This is a genomic window from Paenibacillus sp. PCH8, assembly GCF_002968835.1.
Taxonomy (GTDB): Bacteria; Bacillota; Bacilli; order Paenibacillales; family Paenibacillaceae; genus Paenibacillus.
The window spans coordinates 41,515-68,416 of the sequence record NZ_PKQK01000010.1 but is presented as its reverse complement, the minus strand read 5'-3'; the positions used below and the strand labels follow the sequence as shown (position 1 = coordinate 68,416).

Annotated in this window: 21 protein-coding genes; 6 read left to right on the top strand and 15 right to left on the bottom strand. The window is 48.1% G+C overall.

The window, feature by feature from the left end:
- Positions 1–167: 167 nt before the first annotated feature.
- The 6 genes from C0Q44_RS29325 to C0Q44_RS29305 all read right to left on the bottom strand — a co-directional run bounded on the left by C0Q44_RS29325 (position 168) and on the right by C0Q44_RS29305 (position 7,076).
- The gene (locus tag C0Q44_RS29325; RefSeq protein ID WP_374955168.1) at positions 168–3,236 is read right to left on the bottom strand and encodes a X2-like carbohydrate binding domain-containing protein; all 3,069 of its coding nucleotides are present in this window, start codon (positions 3,234–3,236) and stop codon (positions 168–170) included.
- A gap of 439 nt (positions 3,237–3,675) precedes the next feature.
- Entirely contained in the window at positions 3,676–4,557 is an 882-nt protein-coding gene (locus C0Q44_RS29320) for an SMP-30/gluconolactonase/LRE family protein (protein WP_105410667.1), read from the bottom strand.
- Between the two features lie 15 nt (positions 4,558–4,572).
- On the bottom strand, positions 4,573–5,235 hold the full coding sequence (locus tag C0Q44_RS29315) for an SGNH/GDSL hydrolase family protein (protein ID WP_105410666.1): 663 nt from the start codon (positions 5,233–5,235) through the stop codon (positions 4,573–4,575).
- A 65-nt stretch (positions 5,236–5,300) separates the two neighbouring features.
- The gene (locus C0Q44_RS31660) at positions 5,301–5,456 is read right to left on the bottom strand and encodes an alpha/beta hydrolase family protein (protein ID WP_308737482.1); all 156 of its coding nucleotides are present in this window, start codon (positions 5,454–5,456) and stop codon (positions 5,301–5,303) included.
- A complete protein-coding gene (locus tag C0Q44_RS29310) occupies positions 5,441–6,088 on the bottom strand; it encodes an alpha/beta hydrolase (RefSeq protein WP_308737481.1) in 648 nt (215 codons plus the stop codon). The genes C0Q44_RS31660 and C0Q44_RS29310 overlap by 16 nt, the downstream gene beginning before the upstream one ends.
- Before the next feature lie 154 nt (positions 6,089–6,242).
- Positions 6,243–7,076, bottom strand: a complete 834-nt coding sequence (locus tag C0Q44_RS29305; RefSeq protein ID WP_105410665.1) for an AraC family transcriptional regulator — start codon at positions 7,074–7,076, stop codon at positions 6,243–6,245.
- 127 nt (positions 7,077–7,203) lie between these two features.
- Here C0Q44_RS29305 and C0Q44_RS29300 point away from each other — a divergent pair, with 127 nt between their 5' ends.
- The 3 genes from C0Q44_RS29300 (at position 7,204) to C0Q44_RS29290 (ending at position 11,355) form a co-directional block, all read left to right on the top strand.
- Positions 7,204–9,231, top strand: coding sequence for a beta-galactosidase (locus tag C0Q44_RS29300; protein WP_105410664.1), 2,028 nt, complete (start codon positions 7,204–7,206; stop codon positions 9,229–9,231).
- 441 nt (positions 9,232–9,672) lie between these two features.
- Positions 9,673–10,629: a helix-turn-helix transcriptional regulator gene (locus C0Q44_RS29295; protein ID WP_105410663.1), complete on the top strand. Its 957-nt coding sequence runs from the start codon at positions 9,673–9,675 to the stop codon at positions 10,627–10,629.
- Positions 10,630–10,668: 39 nt separating this feature from the next.
- Positions 10,669–11,355 carry an AlkZ-related protein gene (locus tag C0Q44_RS29290; protein WP_105410662.1) on the top strand — a complete coding sequence of 229 codons (687 nt, stop codon included), beginning with the start codon at positions 10,669–10,671 and terminating at the stop codon, positions 11,353–11,355.
- A 97-nt stretch (positions 11,356–11,452) separates the two neighbouring features.
- Here C0Q44_RS29290 and C0Q44_RS29285 read toward each other — a convergent pair whose 3' ends face one another.
- Both C0Q44_RS29285 and C0Q44_RS29280 read right to left on the bottom strand, forming a co-directional pair.
- Complete coding sequence (locus C0Q44_RS29285; RefSeq protein WP_105410661.1) at positions 11,453–12,967, bottom strand: UxaA family hydrolase; 1,515 nt, start codon at positions 12,965–12,967, stop codon at positions 11,453–11,455.
- On the bottom strand, positions 12,964–14,481 hold the full coding sequence (locus C0Q44_RS29280) for a tagaturonate reductase (RefSeq protein ID WP_105410660.1): 1,518 nt from the start codon (positions 14,479–14,481) through the stop codon (positions 12,964–12,966). Before C0Q44_RS29280 ends, C0Q44_RS29285 begins: the two co-directional genes overlap by 4 nt.
- Positions 14,482–14,673: 192 nt before the next feature.
- Here C0Q44_RS29280 and C0Q44_RS29275 point away from each other — a divergent pair, with 192 nt between their 5' ends.
- From C0Q44_RS29275 to C0Q44_RS29265, 3 genes are all read left to right on the top strand, one after another.
- Positions 14,674–15,549 carry an AraC family transcriptional regulator gene (locus C0Q44_RS29275; RefSeq protein WP_105410659.1) on the top strand — a complete coding sequence of 292 codons (876 nt, stop codon included), beginning with the start codon at positions 14,674–14,676 and terminating at the stop codon, positions 15,547–15,549.
- 141 nt (positions 15,550–15,690) lie between these two features.
- Positions 15,691–17,679, top strand: a complete 1,989-nt coding sequence (locus tag C0Q44_RS29270) for an elongation factor G (RefSeq protein WP_105410658.1) — start codon at positions 15,691–15,693, stop codon at positions 17,677–17,679.
- 14 nt (positions 17,680–17,693) lie between these two features.
- Positions 17,694–18,371, top strand: a complete 678-nt coding sequence (locus C0Q44_RS29265) for a tetratricopeptide repeat protein (RefSeq protein WP_105410657.1) — start codon at positions 17,694–17,696, stop codon at positions 18,369–18,371.
- A gap of 113 nt (positions 18,372–18,484) precedes the next feature.
- On the opposite strand, the gene C0Q44_RS29260 is transcribed toward C0Q44_RS29265, so the two are convergent.
- From C0Q44_RS29260 to C0Q44_RS29230, 7 genes are all read right to left on the bottom strand, one after another.
- Entirely contained in the window at positions 18,485–19,543 is a 1,059-nt protein-coding gene (locus C0Q44_RS29260) for a phosphotransferase (protein WP_105410656.1), read from the bottom strand.
- Between the two features lie 119 nt (positions 19,544–19,662).
- A complete protein-coding gene (locus tag C0Q44_RS29255) occupies positions 19,663–20,325 on the bottom strand; it encodes a GDSL-type esterase/lipase family protein (RefSeq protein WP_258166623.1) in 663 nt (220 codons plus the stop codon).
- 166 nt (positions 20,326–20,491) lie between these two features.
- On the bottom strand, positions 20,492–23,659 hold the full coding sequence (locus C0Q44_RS29250) for an MMPL family transporter (protein ID WP_105410654.1): 3,168 nt from the start codon (positions 23,657–23,659) through the stop codon (positions 20,492–20,494).
- Positions 23,656–24,114, bottom strand: a complete 459-nt coding sequence (locus tag C0Q44_RS29245) for a MarR family winged helix-turn-helix transcriptional regulator (protein WP_105410653.1) — start codon at positions 24,112–24,114, stop codon at positions 23,656–23,658. The genes C0Q44_RS29250 and C0Q44_RS29245 overlap by 4 nt, the downstream gene beginning before the upstream one ends.
- Positions 24,115–24,329: 215 nt before the next feature.
- Positions 24,330–24,767 (bottom strand): GNAT family N-acetyltransferase, encoded by a 438-nt coding sequence (locus tag C0Q44_RS29240; protein ID WP_105410652.1) that lies wholly within the window; start codon positions 24,765–24,767, stop codon positions 24,330–24,332.
- A gap of 63 nt (positions 24,768–24,830) precedes the next feature.
- Entirely contained in the window at positions 24,831–25,817 is a 987-nt protein-coding gene (locus tag C0Q44_RS29235; protein WP_105410651.1) for a BadF/BadG/BcrA/BcrD ATPase family protein, read from the bottom strand.
- A 58-nt stretch (positions 25,818–25,875) separates the two neighbouring features.
- The gene (locus C0Q44_RS29230; protein ID WP_105410650.1) at positions 25,876–26,838 is read right to left on the bottom strand and encodes an alpha/beta hydrolase; all 963 of its coding nucleotides are present in this window, start codon (positions 26,836–26,838) and stop codon (positions 25,876–25,878) included.
- Positions 26,839–26,902: the final 64 nt, after the last annotated feature.

Below are 26,902 nucleotides of genomic sequence, written 5' to 3'. Positions count from 1 at the left end.
TTAAATTGATTGTACATCTTTTTATATCCTAAAACGATCCTTTAAGCAATGGTAACTATCTATAGTTTACACTATATTTCGACAAAATAAGAAGCCCTGACTCGCCAAATGATCATTTGGCGAGTCAGGGCTTCTGTTTTCATTCCATTATTTTGTCTGAATGGGTATTAAGGTTCAATCCCCCATTGGAGCTCTCCCGCGATATAACCGGTGACTTTGGACCAGTCCGTATAGGAAGTCTGACTTCCTGCAAAGGAGTAATCGTCTGTTTGGGTATAGTTGGTCCAATTATTCTTGGAGATGCGCGTATGGATCTCCGTACTTTGTCCCGCATTCAGTGTTCCAGCCGAAGCTGTAAAGCCAATCTCAAGCACATGGTCAGCACCTGTCCGTACCGGATTGATTGCACTGAACGTGCCTGTTACATTCGCACTTCCAGCAGTCGCCCAGTCAGCGAAGAAGTTCTGAGGCTGATCACCGTTAATCGTGTAAAAGTATCTGATTTTCACATCGGACAGATTCAATGCTGTAGTGCCCGTGTTCGTCAGTTTGAATTTGGGGCTAATGGAGCTGCCTGTCGCCGAAGTATTACTATTAAACATCTCAATGCGTATGGTTCCAGCTGGTGCAGCTGTCGTGTCTTTAATGAGCAGATTTAAGGTCGCATGGCTGCCTGCACTAAATTGAAAGGTTAGTGCCGCGGCGCCATTCGGCAGTGAAGCCAGGTAGTTTTTACTCAATACGACCTGATTGCCTGTCAACGTGTAATCTGTACCTGACACCAGCGTTGCATTCCCGTTACGAATGGATACAAGTGTATTTCCGTTTAACGTTAACCCAACCGGAACATCCGCCTTATTGCCTGTTTTGCGATCAAATTCGGCTGTTGTTGGTGTAATGACTGAGTTGGAACCGGGCGTCTCCCCTCCGTTATTACCTCCTACAGGGTCAGCATACAGCATCCCGCGACCATTCGTACCGAGGTATACTCTTCCATACAGACGTGGATCACCTGTAATCGTCGTTACACGAGCATACTGATGCTGATCATCATTGATTCGTACCCAATGGGCTCCCCCGTCATCGGAACGGAAAAATCCGCGTGTACCATCGATCTGTGCAACCGTATATAGTGCAACTACACTCTGCCCAGGAGCAGCTTTACCAAATCCAATGCTGTCCGCTTCCTCTACGTTAGCTAGCTTCGTAAAGGTTGCTCCTGAATCAGTAGAATGCCATAATCCGTAAGGACCTTCATCCTCACTACCTCCTGCGAACCAGAGTTCACCCTCAACACCAGGAACTGCATCGAGATCCGAATTACCTCCAATCGGAAGTCCAGTCGCTGACGATGCAGTGAAGGATGCACCTCCGTTAACACTGACATAGATTTTTCCAGCTGCAAAACCATAGAACTTGTTCGAATTTACCCGGTCCGAAATAACTTTGGCCTGTGCAGGTATGCCGGTACTAGCCGTCCATGAGTTACCACTGGCAGAATAATGAACGCCTTTGTCCGACGTACTCCAGACCAGTCTGTTCCCGTTAGCCGAGATAGCTACGGTCCCACCCCCTGTTGTCCCTGAAGGTTCTGCATTAACTTTGTACCATGTCGTGCCTCCATCACTGGATAATCCCATTGATTTCGCATTAGGGTCAACCGTATAATCGGCTTTGCCCACCCGTACCATCGTATTTGGGCTTAATTCAGCGAAATCAAGACTTTCCGTGGACGGATAATTCGGGCTGGTAAACATGGTTGCCGGAGGCTGTGTCAGGTCATTATGTCGGAAACCGGCGACGTCTCCTACGCCACTCACCAGATGTGCTCCACTAGGTGGACTGATCAGATCCAATACAGCGATCTCCTCAATGCCTTTGGCCTTTACAGAGATATGGATTTTTTTGTCGTCATCCCAGTCGGTCAGGTTGTCCGTTCCATAGATTGTCGCACCCGTTCCATACATCATGCGATCGGAATCAAATGGATCAATCTCCAGATCGCCAATCATCCAGCCAAGTTTTGGCGTTGTCTCCGGTGGTGCTGGATTGACTCCAAAGGTGAGCCATGGCGCTGCCGAAATATCCTGTGTATACCGCAACTTCCGGTTCGGATATCCATCAAAATCCCAGATACGTGTCCACGTCGCTCCACTATCTTTACTGCGGAACACAACGGCATCCGGCCACCAGGAATTCAGTGTCGCAACCATTATCGTACCAGGGTTCTGTGCATCAACCGCCAAACCGCCATAGCCATAATAATTATCTGCGCTACTGCTTGGAACAGGACTTATGTTGGTCCAGGCACCTGTCGATGTATTCAGTTTCCAGACGTCACCTTTGGCACCGTCGTAAGGCCCGGCCCCATCACTATAGGTAACATACAGACTACCATCAGCATCCAGCTCGCCATGATGCGGCAAATAACCGGTGGGTTGCCCAGCGACAGCTGACCACGTTACCCCGCCATTCGTACTGCGGTATACACTTTGATTTTTGTCCGCTACGCCCACATAGATCGTTTGAGTCGCCTGTCCAGCAGAACCAGATGTTTTATCAAATGTAATCCATGCCAGTCCTACAATATCACTCGTATATTCATTGGAAGGATCTTGCACATAATTTCCCGGATTCGGGAAACTCGTCACCTTGTTCCAGGTCACACCATAATCCGTACTTTTCCAGAGGCCATTGCCACTTCGTGCACCAAAGTACAGAATTCGATTGTCGTTAGGGTCCACGCTAAGACGTTCGCCCATCGAACGCCCAGGCATATTGCCGCCCACTTTGAACGGAAGTGTGGTTGTCTGCCAAGTATCTCCCCGATCTGTGGAACGCAGGATGGAGCCATTATTCTGGTCCCACGAATTCGTATAGGTGCCAACAGCCATATATACTCGATCGGGATCAATAGGGTCAGTAGCCAGTGCGTCCACACCATTTTTGTTCCAATCATCCCAGCCGACAAAATCGGTAAGCGGTATCCAGCTCTCGTCAGCCTCATTCCAGCGATAAGCTCCCCCGATATCCGTCCGCGCATAGATTAGATCCTTTTCGGATTCATTAAAAATAATGCCCGGTACAAACCCGCCTCCACCACCAGTTACCACGCTTTTCCACTTGTAGGCTTCGCTCGGTGCCGCTGCTGCGGTTCCAGCGAGTCCTCCCATAGTAGCCGTGACTACGGCAACCGTCAGGCTCATGATTTTTATTTTCCCCATAAACGTTCTCATATTAACTAATCCTCCTCTTCGAGTTGGTTACTGCATGTTGGTCTATCCCCGCTGTCTCATCATGCTGATGATGGCGTGCCAGACAATCAATGCATTCTTTTATACAAGGAGCCTCACCCCCTTTTAGTATTATGTTAAGCGCTTACACAAATCTCTTTAAAACGTCACTATATGGATAATATTTTCAATAAATAACATTCGATGGTAATCCCTAAAACCCTCTGTCTAATTCCTGATTTTTGTAAAATATTTTCAGTGAAGTTACTTGTTGGCACAACAAAAAAAGATGCTGCAGTAACAGCATCTTTCGATATGTCTTATCCATCGGAATAGTAGATTTCTTTCTTTCTTTCTTCCTTCCTTCCTTCCTTCCTTCCTTCCTTCCTTCCTTCCTTCCTTCACTAACCGTTCGCAGTTGACCGCATGACCAAGTCTCTCTCTATTTCAGACCACCATATGCATGAGTCTCCTGCCCTTTAACACCCGGTCTGATCACGAATAACGATCCAGCATCCGGTGTCTCCTTCAGACGTTCTTCCTTAATTCCAGTACGCGCTGTGGTAATGTACAACTCCTTGAGATCTGGTCCACCAAAACAGCATGAGGTTACCTGATCTGCGGGCACTTCGATCTGTTGCAACAGCTCTGACGTATCCGGGTTCCAGCGAGTGACTCTTCCTCCGCCCCAGTGGGCAATCCACAACATGCCTTCCGCATCAACTGTCATACCGTCTGGAAAACCGAATTCCTCTGGTATATCAATGATGCTGGACCGATTCTTAATCGTACCTGCAGCCAGATCAAAATCAAACCGATCAATGGAACGTGTCGGGGTATCAATATAATACATCGTCTGCCGGTCGGGACTCCAGCCCAATCCATTGGACGTTGATACATGCTGCACCATCGTACGCACAGACTGACCTTGCTCCAAACAATATAGTGAACCGGCTTGGCTCTCATTGTTCAAGCTCATCGTGCCTGCCCAGAAACGGCCATGCGCATCACACTTGCCATCATTGAACCGATTGGTATGCTTGTCCTGTTCAGGGTCTTCAATAGCTTGTAACGCACCTGTAAGCAGATGATATGTATGAAATCCACTGCGTAATGCAACGACCACTTCATCCCCGCGATAGGGAACCACAGCTCCAACATGTTCGCCAACATCATATGCCCGATCCTGACCTGTGGCCGGATCATATACATGTACCTTGAAGTTTTCAATATCCACCCATAATAAACGGTTGTTCTCTGCATCCCAGCTTGGTCCTTCTCCCAGAAGTGCCGGTGTGTTCACAGCTACGGTTACATTGCTCATGCCATCACGTCCTTTTTAAGATTTGACGCCGCCTGACCATTCGAACCCGATGGCATCCAGAAATGCTTTGCATAGGACCATATGGCCTGTTGCATCCGGATGTACCCGGTCATAAGTCAGTACGGACGTATAGAAATGATCCCAGAACGGAGCAAATGCAGCCTGTGTATCCACATACACCGCATCATACTCACTCGCTACCCTGCGGACAGCCTCACCATATATATCCATCGTTGCCCGCATGGGGTCTTCCGGATTGGCTTCCAGATAGTATGGAGACATCAATACCATACCTTTGAGGTTCGGACGAACCGATGAAACCAGTTCACGCAACGTGGACTCATATTCTTCAAGAAACACATGCGAGTCTGTTGACAGCGGATTGTCAAACTGGCGCCATACATCGTTAATACCAATCATAATCGTTAACCAATCCGGTTTAAGATCAAGCACGTCACGATCCCAGCGTTGCTTCAGATCACGAATCGTATTTCCACCATTACCCACATTCTGGATACGCAACATCAATTCAGGATAGATGGACCGCAGCAGTGCATGTACTTGTGCAACATAACCATGACCTAGACCTGAACTGCCTTCACCTACAGGATGTTCACGCCCACAATCTGTAATCGAATCTCCGATAAACAGAAGCTTATCATTTTTTTGCAATTTCATCGTCTTTTCTCCTTCGCTCTATAAGCACTAATATGTGGGATGGATGATGCGGATAGCCTCGTATATTACCAGCCTTGATTCTTGAGCCACGTCAGGCACAGATCGGACCATGCCCGAACCGCGGGCTTATCCTCGGCTAATCCCAAACCATGTGAGCCTTTCTCAAAAACGTGCAAGTCATAGGGAATGCCATGAGCTCCCAATGCTAGTGCGTAACGCAAGCTGTTCTCCACTGGAACTGCCTTGTCATCGCTGGTATGCCAGAGAAACGCTTCGGGGCATCGGCTTTCACTTGTTGCTCTGCACTATAGGCCTGAATCTGTTCCTTCGAGGCATCAGCACCAAGCAGATTCTCGCAGGAACCGGCATGTCCATAGGACTCCATCGTAATAACCGGATAACAGAGAATAACCCGGTCCGGGCGTGAGCTTTGGCGTTCAATCCAATCCTCATGATCCGCTTGTCCCTCGTCATACAACGTTCCCAGGGTTGCTGTAAGATGTCCGCCTGCGGAGAAACCAAGTACTGCGATCTTTGAAGAACTAATGCCGAATTGCTCCGCATGAGCACGAACATAACGTATGGCACGCTGACCATCGGTCATCGGAGCAGGATGCTGGTGAGGAGCTACCCGATATTTCAGGACAAATGCACTGATCCCTGCACGATTCAACCATTCGGCTATTGGAGCCCCTTCGTGATCTGCCAGAAAACCATAGCCACCACCTGGACACACAATAACAGCGCTTTCGGAACCAGGAACAATAAAGGGAGTCAAATGAGGCATTTCATCTTCATGACCCTTGGCCGCATAAGGTGCAGCATGATCCCACAGTGGTATCGTTGTTGTCAATTTCTATCATCCTCTCTAAGTAGAACGGATACATGAATCCGCTTAATCGTTTTCGAATCTCAGGAATCGATACCATCATAACGGCAATGACCCCCAGCATCAATACCTTCCTGGTATCACTTTTTGTTCAATTGGGTACCCCTCACACTGACCATTAGTACCAATTACGAAACTGTTCGGGAGTTACTCCTTCAATCCTGCGAAAGGTAGCGACAAAATGACTTGCGTCTCGAAAACCAACCCGCGCAGCAGTTTCCTTAATTGTAAGTCCCGTATCCCCTGTCAAGATTTCCTTGGATTTGCGAATGCGCAGCAGAATGAAATAACTATAGGCTGTCATGCCAAAGGACTGTTTGAACAAGGTGTTTAGATGTCTTGACGTAATCCCGGTAACGATAGCCATATGTTCAAGACCAATCTCGGGATTAGCATAGTGCTGTTCCATGAATGCAATGAGCGGAGCGAGCCGTTCGACAGCGTCCGAGATCGAAGATCGATTGCCTGTCATGCCGTGTTTTTTGAGTAAAATCAGAAATCGATATATATCCGCAGACGCTTCCAAGCCCGACAAATCCTGATCACTGCTGATCGAATCCAGAACTTTCTGTCCATAATCGTTGATTGGGCTACCCGGCTCCCACTGATACAAAGCCGCTTCCCCCAGCCCAAGTGACTCCAGGATGGCCGGACACTGGGGACCCCCGAATGTAATGTAAAGTGTCTCCCACTCCCCCTGAGCACGCACATACTCATGCGGCTCATTAGGTGGTAGCAAAATACCCGTCGCTTCCCCCATGATTACCGTGGACCCGGCAAATCGGAATTCCCCGGCTCCCTTGACGGTTTGAAGCCAGTGATAACACGGATACCCCACAGGTCTGGACACTTTCTCCTGATTGCCGTTATAGCCAAGGCTCTCGATATACAGGGGTAACGGCTGATCACGTGATGTCATGAAATATCGTTGATGTCTAGGTGAGATAAACATGGATACCTCCTTGGATATTAGCCATACTATACTTCCATATTCTTATATAGATCAGTACTTTTATTATATTTTAAAAGTCATATGTATCATATAATATAGAATTATTCTTATACAAGAGGTGAACGCAATGATTAGCAGCAAATTACCCAAAATGTTCTATGGGGGCGACTATAACCCCGAACAATGGGACCATGAGACCCACCTTGAAGACCTGCGTATGTTTCAACTGGCAGGCATTGATATTGCCACAATTAACGTCTTTTCATGGGCTCTGATTCAGCCTGATGAAGTGACATATCATTTAGAAGAACTTGACCAACTCATTAATAGCCTATATGAAAGCGGTGTCTATATATGCCTTGCAACGAGTACCGCTGCCCATCCGGCATGGATGGCAAAGAGATATCCGGATGTGCTTCGTGTAGATGCCGATGGTCGCAAACGTAAATTCGGCGGGCGCCACAACTCTTGTCCCAACAGCCCAACCTATCGCAAATACTCCGAGAAGATAGCTGATCAACTGGCGGAACGATACAAGGATCACCCCGGCATTCTCGTATGGCACATCTCCAATGAATATGGCGGTGAATGTTACTGTGACAACTGTGAGAAAGCATTCCGCGTATATCTCAAGGAGCGTTACCAGACGATCGATCAGGTCAACAAAGCATGGAACACTAACTTCTGGGGGCACACGTTCTACGATTGGGACGAGATTGTCTTGCCAAGTAACCTGAGCGAGCACTGGGGCAACAACAATTCCACATTCCAGGGGATCTCGCTCGATTACTCCCGCTTTAACTCCGACAGCATGCTTGATTGTTACCGTCTGGAGTATGATGCGATCAAAAAACACATTCCGGATTCGGTCGTCACGACCAATCTGATGGGATTTTTCAAACAGCTGGACTATTTCAAATGGGCAAAATATATGGATATCGTCTCTTGGGACAGCTACCCCGGTCTCGCAACACCCGTCAGTTTTACGGCAATGGCTCATGATCTTATGCGCGGTTTGAAAGATGGGCAGCCGTTCATGCTCATGGAACAGACGCCAAGTCAGCAGAACTGGCAGCCGTATAACTCACTGAAACGTCCCGGCGTAATGCGTCTGTGGAGCTACCAGTCTGTTGCACACGGGGCCGATACGATTATGTTCTTCCAGCTTCGCCGTTCCATTGGTGCTTGTGAGAAGTATCACGGTGCAGTCATCGAACATGCGGGACACGAGAATACGCGTGTATTCCGTGAAGTCGCTGAGCTGGGTAAGGAATTGCAGTTACTTGGTGACACTACCCTGGATGCTGCGGTTGAATCCAAAGTAGCCATTGTGTTCGACTGGGATAACTGGTGGGCTATCGAAAAATCAAGCGGACCTACGGTCGCCCTGAATTATGTGGATCAGATTCATAAATACTATGCAGCGTTCTTCCGCCGCAACATTCAAGTGGACATCGTTAGTGTAGATACAGATATCAGTAAATACGACATCGTTCTCGCACCTGTGCTCTACATGGTTAAACCGGGTTATGCCGACAAACTGGAGAAGTTTGTTGCCGCAGGTGGAACTTTCGTGACGACCTTCTTCAGCGGTATTGTCAACGAGAACGACCTCGTGACCACAGGTGGTTATCCGGGAGAACTCCGCAAGTTGCTCGGAATCTGGGTTGAAGAGATCGATGCCCTGCTGCCTGAGCAAAAGAACAGCATGGTCCTCAAAGAAGCCTACGGCGATCTTCAAGGAGAATATGACTGTGGCATACTGTGTGACCTGCTGCACAGTGAAGGAGCCGAAGTCATCGCGGAGTATGGAGACGACTTCTATAAAGGCATGCCTGTCGTTACACGTAACAAGTTTGGTCAAGGTGAAGCCTGGTACGTCGCATCCGACCCGGATGAACGTTTCCTGGATGGGTTGCTCGGACAGCTTGCAGTAGCCAAGAATGTAGAATCTTTGCTTGAGACACCGGAAGGTGTTGAAGTCAGTGCACGTACCAAAGATGGCAAACCATATCTTTTTGTCATGAACCATAACGCTTCCACACAATCCTATGATCTGGGTGCAGCCAGGGTACGCGATCTGCTAACCGATTGTGAACTATCGGGACATGTTGAGATTGAAGGCCGCGGAGTGCAACTGCTCGAAATGCAATAAGCTATTCGCTATATTCTCAGCATGGGAAGCACAACATGTAATGAAAATGAACGCGATACAAAGTGTCACATATATTCATTTATATCGCTCAAATTTGTCTCCAGTTAGGATATTGGTATGAAATTTAGACCTTTATCGTATCTTTACGTCAATAACCTGCTACTTCCCGTATCTGACTATCATGGATACGGGTTTTTGGTATATTCTGTAGGTCTTTTAATAGAAGGAAATATCAGTATACGAAGCGAATTGGACGAGACACACATTTAAACGAAACCCGCCGGAACATGCTTGTGTGAATCATGCATTTGATCCATTGCAAAATAATTAATTATCAAAAAAATAGGTGACACCCATGATGTCACTTATCAGCTGATACAATAGCAATATCACTTCGGTATCACTTTCCGGCGGGACATAGATCGAAACGGAGTGGCTGACATGAACAGAACAAATCGGCTCGCTGCCATCGTTATGGCGTTACAGCATGGTCAGGAAACAGCGCACTCATTGGGTGAGAAGTTTGAAGTTTCCCGTCGCACTATTCTCCGGGATATTCAGTGCCTCTCCGAGATGAATGTGCCCATCATTGCCATTTCTGGTCCGGGAGGCGGTTTCAGACTTATGGAAGGGTACGTATTGCCGCCATTACAGTTGGACCCGGTAGAAGCAGCGACGCTTATATTCGCACTCGAAGGTCTGAACCGGTACTCGGACACACCCTTTCACGAGAAACGCTGGACACTGATGAACAAGGTTAAGGCTATCATTCCAGATGATATCATGGCCCGAATAGATCCCATGCTCAAACAACTGCATCATCATGTCCCTAGCCGCAATTATATCCTTCGTCACATGGACCCACTTCTCTCCTGTATACCTGAACAAGGATGGTTACGTGTACTGTATCGATCCGCTTCGCGTCAACGGTGGTTACCGATCTGCCCCATACGCATATATGCATCCTCCGGCTTCTGGTATTGTGAAGCTTATTCAGTAGAGCATGGTGAACAACGTCTGTTCAGGGTTGACCGAATAATGGAGGTCATGCCGATTGAGCCACAGGATGCACAGATACTAAACGAACTGGCACAACAACAGCGCATTAAACCACAACTGCCAGAACAGCAGCACACCCGGGTTAAGGTTCGACTGAGTTATCGGGGAATGGTTGAAGCCGAACAGGATGAGCATATCGCCGAGAAGATGACTGAAATTTCTCCGGATATCTGGGAATTGTCATTTCTCTGTCCACCAAGGGAATGGGAATGGGCCGTACGTTTCTTTTACCGATTGGGACGTGAGGCCGAAGTGATTGAACCCCACCACCTTCGCTGTGAGATTCGTAAGCATGCCGAGGAAGTAAGCCAAATATATCTAGCTTCAACCAAGTCATAGCTGCACCATACAATATACTTAAAGGAGCCTGCTGATATCATGAGAGTTGAACCCGTTGTAACATACGAAGAAGCAGGCCAGCGTATTCAGTCTATTGGACTGCTCCCGCTGGCCCCCCTGTTTGTCGAGTACCCTTCTCTGTCATCGCTAACACCCGAAGAACACTGGTACAAGGATGATGCACTCGATCCCTGGTTATGGCGCTCACGTATCGCTGAAGAGGGCATTGCTGCATATGGAAAATTCGTCAAAAAGAAAGCACTTTTCGTCTCCCGTGAGTACTTTCCCTGGGTACATCGACTGCTTGCCGACTCCAGAACCATCGAGGAACAATATGAAGCGGGACTAATCTCCCGTGAAGCGTTCAAGCTCTATGTACAAGTTGAAGAACATGAAGGTATCGATGGACGTGCCTTGCGATCTCAGACCGGCTTCGGAGCAAAAGAGGACAAAAAAGCATTCGATCGTGGACTTCTGGATCTTCAAGGACATGCAGCCATTGTGATCAGTGGAACCAAAGAAAAAGAAGGTCTCGCTGAAGGTAAAGTTGCATGGAACAGCTCCGCATATGAGACCGCTGGTCACTGGATGAAACGTCATGGTATTAAGTCATTTGAAGGCAGCGCAACAGAGGCACGTGAACTATTGCTCGTACAATTACAGCAGCACGCTTCACCAGCCGCACTATCAAGCATCGCCAAATCACTAGGCATTAGCAGAACCTAGATAAAACCAATCCCGGTTATAATACAGTTGGCAACCGGGATTGGCTGTAGTTCTACTTTGTAATGGACTACACATGATATATGACATTACTATCGGATCAGAGAATCACACCATCTTTGAAAATGGCAATCTCCCGAAATCCATGCTGCTCGCTGAGTGTCTGTGACCGTCCTGAAGCAATGTCGATCAGCTGACTGAACAGCTGCTCTTTCACCTCATCCATCGTGCGCCCTTCCAGTAGTTGGCCTGCATTGAAGTCGATCCAGTGTTTTTTGCGATTGGCAAGATCCGATTGGGTCGCAATCTTGACGGTAGGTACCGGGCCTCCAAACGGAGTTCCCCGCCCTGTTGTGAAGAGAACAATATGTGCACCGGCTGCCGACAGTGCCGTAACAGACACCAGATCATTACCTGGTGCTTCCACAATGTTCAGACCGGTTTGAGTCACACGTGTGCCATATCGCAGAACGTCGACTACCTCAGATCGCCCGCCCTTTTGTGTACACCCCAGTGACTTCTCCTCCAAAGTCGTAATTCCTCCAGCCTTGTTGCCTGGTGAAGGATTCTCATAAATATTCTGACCATGGTTCACGAAATATTGCTTGAAGCCGTTCACCAAGTCCACCAAATCTTGAAATACCTGCTTGCTCGCAGCCCGATTCATCAAAATGGTCTCCGCACCAAACATCTCAGGGACTTCCGTCAGAATAGCCGTCCCCCCGGCAGCAACCAGCATATCAGCAACCGAGCCCACCAATGGATTCGCTGTAATGCCGGATAATCCGTCGGAACCGCCACACTTCAAGCCGATTTTGAGTTTGCTCAGCGGGAGTGGCTGACGTTGTTCATGTTCGGCGATTTCCACGAGTTCTTCCATCAGTCGAAGGCCTTCTTCAAGCTCGTCATCCGCTTCCTGCGCCTTGAGAAAACGTACTTTACCTTGGTATTCCGGCGCAATACATTCACGGAACTCATCCACCTGATTGTTCTCACAACCCAGACCGATGACCAGTACGCCCCCTGCATTCGGATGCTCCACCAACGAGGCCAGCAACTGCTGCGTATACTTCAGATCATCACCAAGTTGCGAACACCCAAACGGATGCGGAAAATGAAATACCCCATCTACCCGATTTCCAAACTGGGTCTGCCCCATACGTGCCAATGCTTCACATACTTTATTGATACAGCCAACCGTATTCACAATCCAGATCTCATTACGGATACCTGCTTCGCCGTTGGGCCGCAGATATCCATCGAATGACCGTAAATGTTCCGGAGGCATGTCGGTCTGAACCTGGGTTCCCGGTTGATATTCATATTCAAGTAATCCGTGCAGACCTGTCTTGAGGTTGTGACTGTGAATCCAGCTCCCCTGCTCGATCTGCTCTTTGGCAATACCGATCGAGAAGCCGTACTTCATCACGTCATCGCCGGGGGTCAGGGTGTGCACAGCAATCTTATGTCCTTTGGGCACATCATCCAATAATACAAAAGAAACACTATCTGGCAGTGTAATGCGTTCACCTTTGGCATAATCCCTAAGAGCTATAATGACATCATCCTGCGGCTGAATGGCAATCCAGTCATTGACTATACTTGTAGTGTTCATTCCCCTTCACCTTCCAGTAGATTGATTTCATGAACGAGTGCTGCGCGCAGCCCTTCTCTTGCATCCAGATTTTCGCCCCAGATCAAGGTATCCGATAACACAGCTGCCACCCTTCCGTTTAATTGATCCTGATTCCTGTTCAGCGAAGCATAACCTTCCCAGTGTGCAGCTAAAGCAGCAAGTACATCCGGATCATCTCGCAACAGAACGTCATTCCCATTCAGTCGATGTCCCTTGTAGCCTTCTGGCGTTTGTACAGGACGGTAGAGACACAGTAGTCCGGCAAATCCCTGGATTAAACGTTCTGGCCAGCTTCCCTGATTCTGCTCATAGGACAAAAGTGTTGGCAGCACACGAACCTTGAATTTACCTATCGTATTCAGCGCAATATCCTGCAAATTGTGATCAATGTACGGGTTAAGAAAACGTTCGAATACTTCTTCCGCATACTGTTCCAGATCATGATCAGGCATATCCAGAGCAGGTACGATCTCCTGATGAACCGCTTCCCTGATCCATGAACCGAATTGCGGGTCTTCCATCGTCTCTCTCACATATTGTTTGCCTTTCAGAATGCCGAGTGATGACATCAAAGTATGTGCACCGTTTAGAATCCTAACTTTACGAACCTGAAAAGGCTTCAAATCTTTCACCCAGTGTACATTGAGCCCTGCCTGCTTGAGTGGGAGCTTTTTGTCCAGTGATTCATCTCCCTGTATCGCCCAGAAATGATAGGGCTCTGCCGTATTAACCAACTGGTCCTCATACCCCCAGCGATTCGTCAGTGATTCAGCTTCCTTCGGATTTGGCGCACCTGTGACAATGCGATCCACCAGATTGTTCAGGAAGGAATTATGATTCTCAATCCACGAACGGAAGCCTTCAGAGAATCCATAATCTTCACTATGACGAAGGACACAACTACGCAGTACATCGCCATTGCCTTCAAGCAGCTCACACGGCAGGTGAATCAGACCTCTGGATTGGTCACCTTCAAAGTTCAAATATCGCTGATGCAGGAACACCGTCAGTTTGCCTGGGAACGATTGAACCGGCTCACCCTCGATATACGCTGATTGTATATATTTCAATCCCGATTCGGTTGTATTGGAGATTACAAACTCAAGTGAAGGCAGTTTCGCCAGTTCCAAAAAGGCCGCCCAATCTTCATAAGGATTGATGCACTGTGAGAAAATGGAGATCAACTCTGTCCGTTCAACCGGCTTCCCTTGAGACAGTCCACGCGTAATCATCGTGTATAATCCGTCCTGGTCACGAATCTGTTCCAGCTTGGCCTTTCCTCCCGGTCGTGGTTGTGTAACGGCTACACTTCCGTGGAATTTGCCTTGTCTGGCACTCTCATGAAGCATCCAGTCCGCAAATCCCCGCAAGAAATTACCTTCTCCTATCTGCAAAACTTTAACGGGACGCTCCATAATCTCCTTGCACTTGCGCTGACCATCGCTTCCCAACAGATTCAGCTTCAACCTTGGCCGTTTCGTGCTTGCCGACATGGACACTCACCTCATCGATTATTTGTACTTTCTGAATGCAGCCCAGAGGCATTGCACCCCTTTATTGAAAACGCTTTAAATTCATTGTATCATCAATAAAAGGAAATTAAATTGCTTATATTGCGGTAAATATACTCTCTCATGACTTGGTTTAACATCTGGTCGTAGACGAACGTCTGGAAAGGAGTCTCTATGAATCATTCACCCGTCCGTACGACCATACAAGCAGAATCTGGTATTCCCTTCCGCTTGGTGTACAGCGACACGAAATCCCCTCAGAACGAGTTGCCGGATCACCTTCACGACTGGCATGAAATTATTTATGTATATCGTGGTCAGGGTAGTATTTTTATTGATACGGGTCTTGAGGATATGCAGGAAGGGGATCTCTTTATCATTCCGGGCAGTACGGTACACCGTGCCTTGCCAGATGCAGGCAATCCGGTCACATCTTCCGCACTATTCTTCAGTCCAGGATTGCTGGGATCGACCACCAGAAGCGCAGCTTCATCCCTGCTGAGCCTATTTGAACGTTGTCGCAGACAACGAATGTACAAGCGGCATCTAAGCGCAGGGGAGCGAGTACAGGTCACTACTCTTATTGATGACATTCAGGCGGAATTTCAGCTCGATCATCATTTGAGCGCACATGCGGCCCTGTTAAGGCTGCAACTGTTGCTCATTTTTCTGGAACGACTGGAGGATTCTGAGCCTGTTAAACCGGGCAGATCTGCCCTTGGTCCCTCGTGGCTCACCTCAACACTCTCCCATATCGATGACAAGCTTCGAGGTGGTCTTTCCTTGCCTGAACTGGCACAACAAGCGGCCGTATCTCCCGCTCATTTCAGTCGTGCCTTCAAACGATACACGGGCATGACGTTGACCGATTACGCATTGGCCCGCAGGGTCATTATGGCGAAGGAGCATCTGGTGCAAGGCGATGACACGATGGCAGCCGTGGCCGATGCCTGCGGGTTCGACAGTCTGCCCCACTTTTACCGTCAATTCAAAAAATTAACCGGCACCACACCCGCAGCCTACCGAAGAACCATGTGCAATTCCCGCTAAATAAGAGATGGCCTGGGATATAGGTCTCCAGCTCTAATCATATATATCCACATATTCTTCCATATATAAGATATGGTATGATAAGTTGAATGATCACTTGTCAGAAAGATTGCAATCCGTTGTCAGAGGAGCTTTACTTTCATGTTAAATGAACCCAACCGCAGGAATATCGGGATCTTTGCCCATGTGGATGCGGGGAAAACAACCACCACCGAGCATATGTTATTTGAGAGCGGGGTTGTCCGTAGCCCAGGACGTGTAGATGACGGAACAACAGCCACAGACTCGCTCGACATCGAGAAAGAACGAGGCATATCCGTTCAGGCTTCCATGACCTCACTAATCTGGAAGAACACCATCATTGACCTCATTGATACGCCTGGACACATTGATTTTAGCTCCGAAGTTGAGCGAACGCTGAGGATCATGGATGGCGCTATTCTTATTCTGTCAGCAGTGGAGGGGATTCAGTCCCAAAGTGAAGCCATCTGGCATGCCCTTCGTTCACTTCGTATCCCTACGATCATATATATCAATAAACTGGATCGGATTGGCGCGTCTGCCTCAGCAGTAATGGAGCAGATTCGTTCCACCCTGTCCCCCTTCGCATGCGAAATCCAAACGTACCAGATCCATGAAGATTCGTTTCTTGGCATAGACTGCCTTTGGAATCCGAATCCAGATTCTCTACCCGATTGCACTCCATCTATTCCGGGTCTGGTCGAGATGCTTGCCGAACTGGACGAGGAGGTCATGGAAGCCTATATTCATGAGAATCCGTTATCCCCAAGGGTTCTGAACGAAGTGTTCTTGCAGCATGTGCATCAGGGTAAGATGTTCCCTGTGTGTTATGGTGCCTCCGGCAAAGGAATCGGTGTCACCGAATTGCTGGATGCAGTAATTGAATTTCTTCCTCCACCTGCACAGCCTGCGGATTCTCCAGTGTCGGGTGTGGTATTCAAAATTGAACGTGATCGTACGATGGGACGCGCGGCTTACGTTCGCATGTATGGTGGCAGCCTCTACAACCGGGATTCCATTCATAATTCAACCCGGGAGCTCGAAGAGAAAGTGACTCAGATTCGCCGCATGGACGGAAAGAAATGGGCGGATACCGGTGCCGTACACGCCGGACAGATCGCTACGCTGTATGGACTGAGCGACACACATGTGGGCGACATTATAGGCAGCCCCGAGGGTGTACCTCCTCTGCCACAGATGGCTACGCCGCTGTTAACAGTACAGGTACATGGCAAGGACCCGGCACAATACCCCGATCTTGTGGCAGCATTACAGGAACTGACAGATGAAGAACCCCTGCTCGATCTGCAATGGCTGCCGGAGGAACGTGAATTGCATCTCAAGGTCATGGGTACGATTCAGCTTGAGATCTTATCCAGCCTGTTAATGAGCCGGTTCGGACTGGATGTGATGTTCGACCCGCCATCCGTCATCTACAAGGAGACACCTCGTGTATCAGGTGAAGGATACATCGCTTATACAATGCCCAAGCCCTGCTGGGCCGTCCTCCGTTTCAGGATTGAACCACTTCCTCGGGGAAGTGGCCTAATCTATACCTCCACCGTCAGGACGGATCACCTGCTCTTACGTTATCAGAATGAAGTGCAGCGCCGAATACCTGAAGCGCTATCTCAAGGCTTGCTCGGTTGGGAAGTTACTGATCTGCGTATTACCCTTGTTGAGGGAGAACATCATGTCTGGCACACCCACCCGCTTGATTTTGTCGTAGCCACGCCTATGGGAATCATGGATGGATTGGCGAGAACAGGTACCACTCTGCTCGAACCACTTCTTCAATTCCGCCTTACCATCCCGGAGGAATACGGTGGCAAGGCGCTGAGCGATCTGGTACATATGCGGGCAACCTTTGAAGCTCCCGTCATCGGTAGTGGACGTTGTATTATTGAAGGGCTTATGCCTCTTGCAACCTCGATGGATTATCCGGTGAAGCTGCGCTCAGAGACCGGCGGCCGCGGGGTGCTCACCACTTCGTTTGCCGGATACCAGGATTGTCCTGTAGAAGTAACTCATACTCGCAAACGCAGAGGGATTAGTCCGCTGGATCAATCGAAGTATATTTTAAGTGTACGCAATGCGATTACATCATAATTGGAGTTGAACCTGTGCTTATTAAATTTCTTATTTTTGGCCTTCTATGGCGGATTATCGGCAATCCGTTCATTGCCATCCTTATTTTACTTGTTATTCTGTATTTCCTGGATCGCCGTTACGTTGGTGTTTTCCCAAGCTTCACGAAACCTCTCAAACGTATGCGTAACATCTCCCGGCTTCGGCAACAACTTGCCATGAGCCCCAATGAAGTTTCTTCGAAGCTGGAGCTGTCTCGCCTGCTGATTGAACGCAAACGTTATAGTGAGGCACATGCATTATTACTTGAACTGGAGCGTCCATACGAACAATCCGCTGATTATTGGGAGGCACTGGGGACAACTGAACTGCATTTGGGCAACATCGAAGAAGGCGAACGACATATTTTGCATGCCCTCGATATCAATCCGAGAGTCAAGTACGGACGTCCTTACCTAAACCTTGCCGGAACATACAAAGACACGGATCAGGACAAAGCACTGGATTATGTCCAACAGTTTCAGGAGATTCATTCCTCATCCAGTGAAGCTTATTATCTACTCGGATCGGTTCATCGTTCTCTCGGACGCAATGCTGATGCCAAGCAGGCTTACGAGCAATCCCTGAACATTTATCGTTCGTTGCCCAAATACAAGAAACGTCAGGAACGCCGCTGGGCTGTCCGCAGTTGGTTCCGCAAACGTGGATTGTAATGTCACCCGCTATACGCTGTAATTTTCATATATTACTCTTCTAATCAATAAAAGTGCACTGATCTCTGCCCTCGTATGAGCAGAAACAGTGCACTTTATTTATAGCCAAGATATTAATACACCAACATCTCACGAAGTCGGTCTTCATGAAGAAGCATCCAGTCGATCCGCTGTTTGAGCTTCACAATCTGATTTACAGCCACTTCCGGCGCATCTGTACCCTCGAACATGCGACTGATGAAATGCATGACCACATCCAGACTGCGTAGCAGAATTAATTGCGGTATCGCTAACAATTCTTCTGGTTCCAGGCTGACCTGTTCTCGAAATCCCTTAATCAAACTCTCTTGCGCCTGCCACATCCAATCTTCACTCTTGTCCATGGTCAGAAGGTCAGACATCGGAACAGCCAGTTCCATTACCCGCACATCCCACGTCGCAAATTCAAAATCCAAAATGGCACAGATTTCACCCTGCTGATCTGCCAGCACATTCGAAGCATTCACATCCCCATGAACCAATTGATGCGGCAACTGTTCCATGCCCCGCAGGGCTTCAAACAGATCTGGCAGCACATCCCTCAGTTCCTTCAACTCATTCGCACATGCGACCAATGGTTCTGGGGGTGATGTACATAGCTGTAATAATCGTTCGGGTGAACAGAGTGGATACGCATCCTGAATTCGATAGTACGGCGGGTAAACAGGTTCAAGCGAGATGTCGAGTTTGACCATGGCAGAAGACAAAGTCCCTGCCGCCTGACCAAGACCGAACAATTGCTCCGGCTTATGCCAGACCGGATTGGCGCCTTCCCGATAATGAAACAGAGTCACGATCTTGGTGTGACCGGTGAGGTTATCTTTTACAGGAAGGAAAGTGCCTCCCGCACCTAGAGAACATTCTACAGGTGAAGGTACTTCCAGCTTAAAGTTCGAACGTTGGAGTGCGCGCAACACTTCGTGCTCAAAAGCTATTTTCTTCTGATCATTATGTGTTTCATATTGTCGTAGTACGTAACCTTGCCCGTCCACATGGAGCACAAAGGTAGAATTGTTCATTCCACCCTTTTCGCGCTCACCTTGCCAGTCTGATGCAAGACCATATAAAGCCAATACGTCGGATATACGTTGCTGCTCTGCATGCGCGAGGGAACCTGACACGATGTTTTGCACCAAAAATTAACCCCTTTATCTCATAAAATAAACGATTCTTTCATTCATCTTAAAGGAAGTTCAACCGTTGGTCTAGTTCTGTTCCTAAGTGACGCTTGCCAGATTTACTCCTCTTATATTCAAGTGAACGGATGGTATCCAGTCCGATTCAACTGCTCTGCAATGACACGGTATCCTCTTGCATTGGGATGTACTCTATCCCAGAATAACAATTCACGTTCACGACCTTCAAACTTGTCATAGACCTGAGCACAGGCATAGTTACCTGATCCGGCTCCATTCAGAAATGAATTATATTGACGTACCCAGTACGCCGCTTCAGTCGCTTGTGGATACGGGTTGTACAATCCGATGGATCGAACCATATATTCACTGTTGCCCTTTAACTGCCGAATGTGCCTCATGATCTGGGATACATTACTGCGAGTTTCCCCGAGTACCTGTGTCATTTTTCCGGCATTTGGAATGCCACCACTTGCTTTGAATGTACGGATCAGATCGTTCCCACCAATGGATAATGTAATGATATCCGCTTCTCGCAGCGATTGCCGCACTCGGGGATGTGAAGAGATCATCTGCAGCATTTCCCCCGAAGTTAGTCCATTCACGCCCATGTTTTCCATAGATACAAACGTTCGAACATTCATTTCCGCCATTCGACGATATAAAGGAACAAAGCCAGTACCCAGCAACGCTCCTGTTCCTACCGTTAATGAATCTCCTATAGCTACATATCGATATACCATCCCGTCGCCCCTCTCTGCTGTGATTTCTCTGAACAAATAATGAACTGCTCTATATCTTATGATGAGTGGGAAGACAAGGCGCGGGATGGTGTCCTTAGGCATGCACCTTTCTTTTGCAAATGAACGTAGTTCTTCTGTGTAGGTGAAAAGAAGAAAAAAGCCCTGCCGCATCACGCAGCAGAGCCTAATCCATTCAATTGCATTACATGCCGATAGTCCGATCCGAATCAACGGTATTCGCCTGTTCCTTATTCGGGAACGGCCACCAGTTGGCCCGGCCAAACATCTTCACCATTACAGGAACGAAGAAAGGCAGGAACAGTAAGGAATACAAGATCAAACCTCCAAGAACTACAGTAGCTATCTGCATCATGGAGAGAACACCGGATGGATACATGGCAGCAAATGTACCGCTTAGAATCACCGCTGCTGACAAAATAACGGTCCCCATGTTCTTCATCGCATATAACATGGCATCCTGTACGCTCATGCCTTTGTTCTCATTGAAACGGTCCATCAGGAAGATGCTATAATCCACACCGAGTGCAATCAGCATGACAAATCCGAAGAACGGAGTAACCCAGCTGATGCCTGCGAACCCAAGCATATTAACAAAGATCGCTTCGGTCAACGCCATGGATGTAAAATAAGCCAATAATAATGAAACAATTAGATACAGTGGCATAATGACCGAGCGAAGCAACACAACCAGAATAATAAATGTGCCTGCCAGCATCAGCATTACGGTACGTGTATAGTCATTGTTCGAGATCTCCTGCAGATCTGCAAACGTACTGGTAACCCCACCAACAGCGATGTCTGCTTTTTCAAGCGCACTGCCCTGTACCGCTCGGTGTACAGCAGCCTCAATGTCAGGAACACGATTAATAGCTTCTGTCCCATATGGGTTTTCGGCAAAAATAACGTCAATCGTCATCGTCTTCCGGTCTTGAGACAGATACGTATCGAATACCTGTTTGAAGTCTTTGTTGCTCAATGCTTCTTCAGGAACGTACCAACCTGCCAAATCCGAAGCTGGTGAATTTTGCAATTGTGTCAGATAGTCCTGCGCTGAATCCAGTCCCCCGGATACCTGCTTAATACCATCGACACTTTGATTCAATCCATCCGTCAGTTGGGTCAGCTGGCCACTCAGATCCGAAAAGCCTTGCTGAATCTTCTCCTGACCACCCTGAAGCTGGCCAAGTCCGTTCTGAATGGAAGGTATCTCCTTAATCACTTTACCTTGACCATCAGCAGCGTGTTTCAGACCTGTCTGCAACTGGCTGATGCCTGTCACAATCTGACCTAAACCTTCGGCAAGAGCCTTCTGTCCAGAAGCTGCGGTGGCAAAACCTTTATTGGCCTGATTAATTCCAGCAGCGGCTTCTCCCAGGTTGGTCTGAATCTGTCCCAAACCTTGGGCAAGCTGTGCTGTACCTGAGCCTGTTTCACCAATCGTGCCTTTGATACGCTGGTAGTCAGCGTCTTGCTGCAATTCAGGATACCGTTCTTCAAGTGCTGTGAATGATTCGGTCAGACTGGTTAAAGCCGTTGAAACCCCATTAAGCTGTTGTTCCAGCTCGCGGGTTCCATCGCCCAGTGCAGCAACTCCTGCGCCCGCCTGACGATAGGCTTCAAGTAACTGATTGTTCGCCTGCGCAAGTTGATCTGCACTAGTTTTGGCTTGCTGAAGCCCTGCTTTCAGATCACCCGCCCCTGCGGAACCATCCCGAATCCCTTTTTCAATCTGCTGAAGTCCTTCGCTCAGCTGCGTGATACCCGATTGCAACTGAGATGTTCCTTTGGTCAGTTCCCCTGCTCCATTAGCAGCTTCTTTTAACTGTGGTTCATTTTTACTTAGTTGACTGCTGGCTTCACTCAGACCATCACGGATTTTGTCCAGGCCCGTCTTGCCTTCACCCAGTCCATCCGATAATGTTCCCACTTGCTGTGTAACTTCAAAGTCTTTGATCTCCTCACCCGTAGGTCGGGTCATACTGCGGACACCAGAGATCCCTTGTACTTTCTCTACTTCACGACTGATTTTCTCAGCCACGGCCATATACTTCACATTGTCCATCGCTTCATCGTTCTGAATAACGATCTGACCTGGCAGTGATTCACCCGGACCGAAGCTGTCGGAGATTATGTTAAATGCTTTCACTGAATCATACTTCTCACCAATCTCATCGAGACTGTTGAATGAGAGTTTACCATCGTAAGTTGCCAGAAGAGGTACACATACCGCTGCAACGATGAGCAGAGCAGCCCATGGACGTTTCAGCGAGAATCGACCAGCTGCACCATAGATCTTGCTCTCGGCATGTTCAAGTGATCCCTTCGACGGCCAGAATAGCTTCTTGCCCAGCACCGCCATGAAGAAGGGTACGATGGTAAACTGAGCGAGCATCATGACAGCAATGCCGACTGCGACGGCAACCGCAGAGCGGTACAACATAAACTGTGCAAAGCCAATGGCAATGAAACCAACCAACACGGCAAGTGCCGAGAAGAGTACCGTTTTACCGGCAGTACGATAGGTCGCAATGATAGCATCCCACGTATTCTCATGATGAGCCAGTTCTTCCTTGAACCGGCTGATTAACAGGATGCAGTAGTCCGTACCAATCCCGAACATGACTGCGACCATAAAGATCTGTGTAAACGTGGATATCGGGAAGTCGACTCCGTCCACGAGGAATGCAACAATCTGTTGCGATACAATGTAACTGATCCCCACTGTCAGCAGCGGTACAAACGGAGCTACAAACGAACGGAAGACCAGGAACAGAATAAGTAAAATAAAGACAACTGTAATATATTCTGATTTCTTGAGCCCCTCTTGGGAACTTTCAATGGTGTCCTCATCAATCAGACCTTTACCGGTTATGTAGTGCTCCACCTTGACGGATTTCAATGCTTCATTCAGGTCTTCCCGCATTTCTTTGACCGTGCGATCTCCCTGATCAATGGAAAGCGATGTTAGAATCGTTTTGCCATCAGCTGAGATCATCTTCTCGGACAATTCAGGCTGAGAGAAAGGTTCCAGAATGGACAGAATGCCCAGCTTCTCCTTATCGGCCTCCAATTGCTTAACGGCCTTCTCTGCCTCTTGTTTCCCCGAGGTACCCAGACCATCCGGATCATAAAATACAAGAGCAATCTGGCTGCCCTGCTGTTCTCCTTTTTGCGCCGCAGCTTCATCCAGCATCGCTGCTGCATGGGTGGAAGAGTATCCATCCGGGACCGAAAATTGTCCCTTTTCCCGAATCAATTCACTCATATTAGGGGCAGTAAGCATTAATACGGCAGCTACAACAACCCATAGCCCCATTATCCACCATCGTGCTTTCAATATCGTTCTCATTCGTTCTCCCGTCCTCCTTCATGCGTTAGCAAAGCTGCAAGCTTCTCAAATGATTCAATGAAATTCCGAATCTCTTCCGGTTTGAAATGAACCAGATACGGCTCTAGAACCTTCTGAATCTCCAATTCTGTCTCCCTGTATACTTGCCGTCCGTTATCCGTCAAGGTCAGATATATAACTCGGCGGTCACGCTCATCCCCTGCACGATCCACCAGCCCCCGGTCAGCCAATTTGTTGACCAAGGCCGTAATGCTGCTCTTACCTACACATAGAAGTTCCGCCAGATCAGAGGGGGTACAGGACGGTTTCTCATCAATCATACGAAGTGCGCAGAACTGATCGGTCGTTATGTTCTGCCCCACTTGCTCACGTAGTCGCGTATCAAACCGCTTGTTTACCAGAAAAGAAGCGTCCAAATAGCGGTTAACCAAACTTCCAGCATCCGGTGTGCTCATTCATCATTCTCCTTTCGTAATATAGTTCACTTAACGAACTATTCTTCTGTGAAACTATTCTATAATGAAACTATGTTGAAAAGCAATACTTTTTTCCTGCTATTTTGATGAAAACGGCAAAAAAACAGGACGTCCGACTCAGCTCATTGCCAAATCCAACATCCTGCTTTAATTACACTCTGTTTTCTATGCCAGACAGTAGGAGCGCCTACGCATTACTCTTCGTCTGTATCTTCCTCTTTTTCAAGCACACAACGGAACCGTTCCACACCTGGATACAGTTCGCCCAGACTATATACGACAAACCCCGTATTCCGGTAAAACTCTACAGCGTCCAGTTCCGTCTCTGCCATCAATGTGTCAGGGTTGTATTTCTCCAGTAGCTGTGAAATCATGCCCCGACCATAATTTTTGAGACGGTTCTCGGGCAGAACTGCAATATGCTGAATGGTGATCACGCTAGTACCTGTATACTCATAGCCGATCAGACCGATCAATTGTTCTTCTGCTTCGTAACCGGCCAAATGCAGCTCGTCCTGCTCTACATATTGTTTCAACGCACGTTTCAGATGATCCGGATCTGGAAAGACCGAGTAAGACAACAGCTCCTGCACTTCCGGCTCCTCTATGCGTGATTTCAAATTAATTAACACCTTGATTCCTCCTATACCTTGCTTGTTTCCGTTATCGTATTGTAGTCGTTAGCCTTTCAAAGTTCAAGTCTTGTGCCGATTCAGCTCCGACTGAAGCACAGTCGATATGTGGTCTCGCATCGCAATTCCAGCCAGTTCATAAGCATCCAACAGCGCACCTCCAACTGCCGGTACATTGCTGGTTATGTATTGAATTCTTTTTTCTTCGGCTGTACAAGCTGCATTCAGACCTTTCTGAACGGCTTCCACCATATAGGGTGAACTCAGACAACTTCCGGTAAGGGTGAAGGATACGGTTGGCTGATCAAAACAGGACGCAAGCAAGAGGATGCCCACTACGGCGGTATCTGCAGCCGAGTCACACACACGAACTGCGAGAGGAATATTGCGGACAGCTGCTTCGGTCACCAAAGGTGCCATCTGACCAAATTTACGATTGGTCGCCTGTTTATTTTCAGCAAATCCAGACACTCCTAACGTAGCAAGTTCCCGGATGGAGGTTACATTCCAATACGTCAACACCTGCTGGACCCACTCCTGATCCTCAGGCTCATAACGTCCTGCAAGGATGGAATGCACCGCGTCATAAGCCAAAAAACGTGCTGCTGTCGGTGCATAATGACCGAACTGATCGTTGCGAAGCCAGACTCCCTGTTCCGTTCTGCCAAGGATCAGAGATCCCGTGCCTCCAATTGCAACAACACCTGGCTCACCATGGAAGGCCGCTGTATGTGCGATATGCGTATCATTTACTGCACTGATCTTGCCTGTAATCCCTGTTCGAGCGAGCAAGGCTTCGGCCCAAACGGTATCCTCAGGCCGATCCAGACCTGCCATCCCTGCCTGAATGGAGGCGATATGGTCTGGCTTGAGTCCAGCCTGAGTTATAGCCTCCCTGATGCCTTCAAGCACATTTGGCTCTGCACAGGCATCATGATATCGGTTGCAGCCACCCTTTTGCACATATGACAGCAGCCTTCCATGCTGATCAGCGACAGCCACACGGGTGTAGCTTCCTCCTCCATCTATCCCAATAACGTATGTGTCCATACTTAACTCCTCTCTGACAGGTGGCTAGATTCCTTTGGAATGAAACCATGCCTGTTCATCACAGATCATGTAAGGCAGAGGATAACAGGTTTCTTTTCATAAAGGATTCCAGTGCCGCCTCATATCTGGTGCGATCCACTTGAAACGCTGTACCATGACCGGCACCGGGAATGGTTAACAACTCCTTATCTGTTGGACAAGCTTCATATAACCTGTATACCATTTCTGTGGGTACGAACGTATCTGCTTCACCATGAATGAACAGTACGGGTACATTGACTTTCACCAGTTGCTTGAGCGCTGATGCTTCTCTGAATGAATACCCTGCTTTCCACTTGGAGATTAGGCTAGTGACAGGTATAAACGGAAATGCTGGAAGTCTGTACAACTGCTTCAACTGGAAAGTCAATTCATCTTCCACGGATGTATACGCACAATCAGAGACAATTGCCTTCACCTGAATGGGTAGGGTCTCACCACCTGTCATAAGTACAGTAGCCCCTCCCATGGATATTCCATGTAACATGATGTCTCCCTGTATGCCCACTTTTTCAAGAACCCAGTGGGTCCACTGGACATAATCTTTACGATCTAACCAGCCAAAACCAATGATGTTGCCTTCGCTCTGACCATGGCCCCGATCATCTGGCATCAGGATGTTAAATCCATGCTTTTCGGCGTAAAACCGAGCAAATCCGGCCATCTCTCTACCTCTGCCTGAATAGCCATGTGCCAGAATAACCGTCTGATCTGATCCGGTAATGGAACGGAGCCATGTACCGTGCAGATTTAATCCATCATGCGATTGAATAGTTATCTTTTCGGCACGTTGAGTATCAAGCCACTTCAGATCAGAAGCACTGCTGATCATTTCATTATCCGGTTCAGGCATCAGATTCGGGTTGTCAACCAAAAACGTTTTTGGTGTACGCCGAATGGCCGTTTTGAAAAAGTAGAGTCCTCCTGCCCATAGAAGAGCAAGAACGATCAGGACCAATGCCATAAGTCCATAGAGTATCATAGATGTCCTTCCTCTCTTTCATTGGGTTACGGACGCATATGATGTATGATCCATTAACCGATGT

Coding starts and splice junctions, on each gene's coding strand:
- C0Q44_RS29325 (WP_374955168.1), bottom strand. CDS start 3,236: ATGAGAACGTTTATGGGGAAAATAAAAATCATGAGCCTGACGGTTGCC.
- C0Q44_RS29320 (WP_105410667.1), bottom strand. CDS start 4,557: ATGAGCAATGTAACCGTAGCTGTGAACACACCGGCACTTCTGGGAGAA.
- C0Q44_RS29315 (WP_105410666.1), bottom strand. CDS start 5,235: ATGAAATTGCAAAAAAATGATAAGCTTCTGTTTATCGGAGATTCGATT.
- C0Q44_RS29305 (WP_105410665.1), bottom strand. CDS start 7,076: ATGTTTATCTCACCTAGACATCAACGATATTTCATGACATCACGTGAT.
- C0Q44_RS29300 (WP_105410664.1), top strand. CDS start 7,204: ATGATTAGCAGCAAATTACCCAAAATGTTCTATGGGGGCGACTATAAC.
- C0Q44_RS29295 (WP_105410663.1), top strand. CDS start 9,673: ATGAACAGAACAAATCGGCTCGCTGCCATCGTTATGGCGTTACAGCAT.
- C0Q44_RS29290 (WP_105410662.1), top strand. CDS start 10,669: ATGAGAGTTGAACCCGTTGTAACATACGAAGAAGCAGGCCAGCGTATT.
- C0Q44_RS29285 (WP_105410661.1), bottom strand. CDS start 12,967: ATGAACACTACAAGTATAGTCAATGACTGGATTGCCATTCAGCCGCAG.
- C0Q44_RS29280 (WP_105410660.1), bottom strand. CDS start 14,481: ATGTCGGCAAGCACGAAACGGCCAAGGTTGAAGCTGAATCTGTTGGGA.
- C0Q44_RS29275 (WP_105410659.1), top strand. CDS start 14,674: ATGAATCATTCACCCGTCCGTACGACCATACAAGCAGAATCTGGTATT.
- C0Q44_RS29270 (WP_105410658.1), top strand. CDS start 15,691: ATGTTAAATGAACCCAACCGCAGGAATATCGGGATCTTTGCCCATGTG.
- C0Q44_RS29250 (WP_105410654.1), bottom strand. CDS start 23,659: ATGAGAACGATATTGAAAGCACGATGGTGGATAATGGGGCTATGGGTT.
- C0Q44_RS29245 (WP_105410653.1), bottom strand. CDS start 24,114: ATGAGCACACCGGATGCTGGAAGTTTGGTTAACCGCTATTTGGACGCT.
- C0Q44_RS29235 (WP_105410651.1), bottom strand. CDS start 25,817: ATGGACACATACGTTATTGGGATAGATGGAGGAGGAAGCTACACCCGT.
- C0Q44_RS29230 (WP_105410650.1), bottom strand. CDS start 26,838: ATGATACTCTATGGACTTATGGCATTGGTCCTGATCGTTCTTGCTCTT.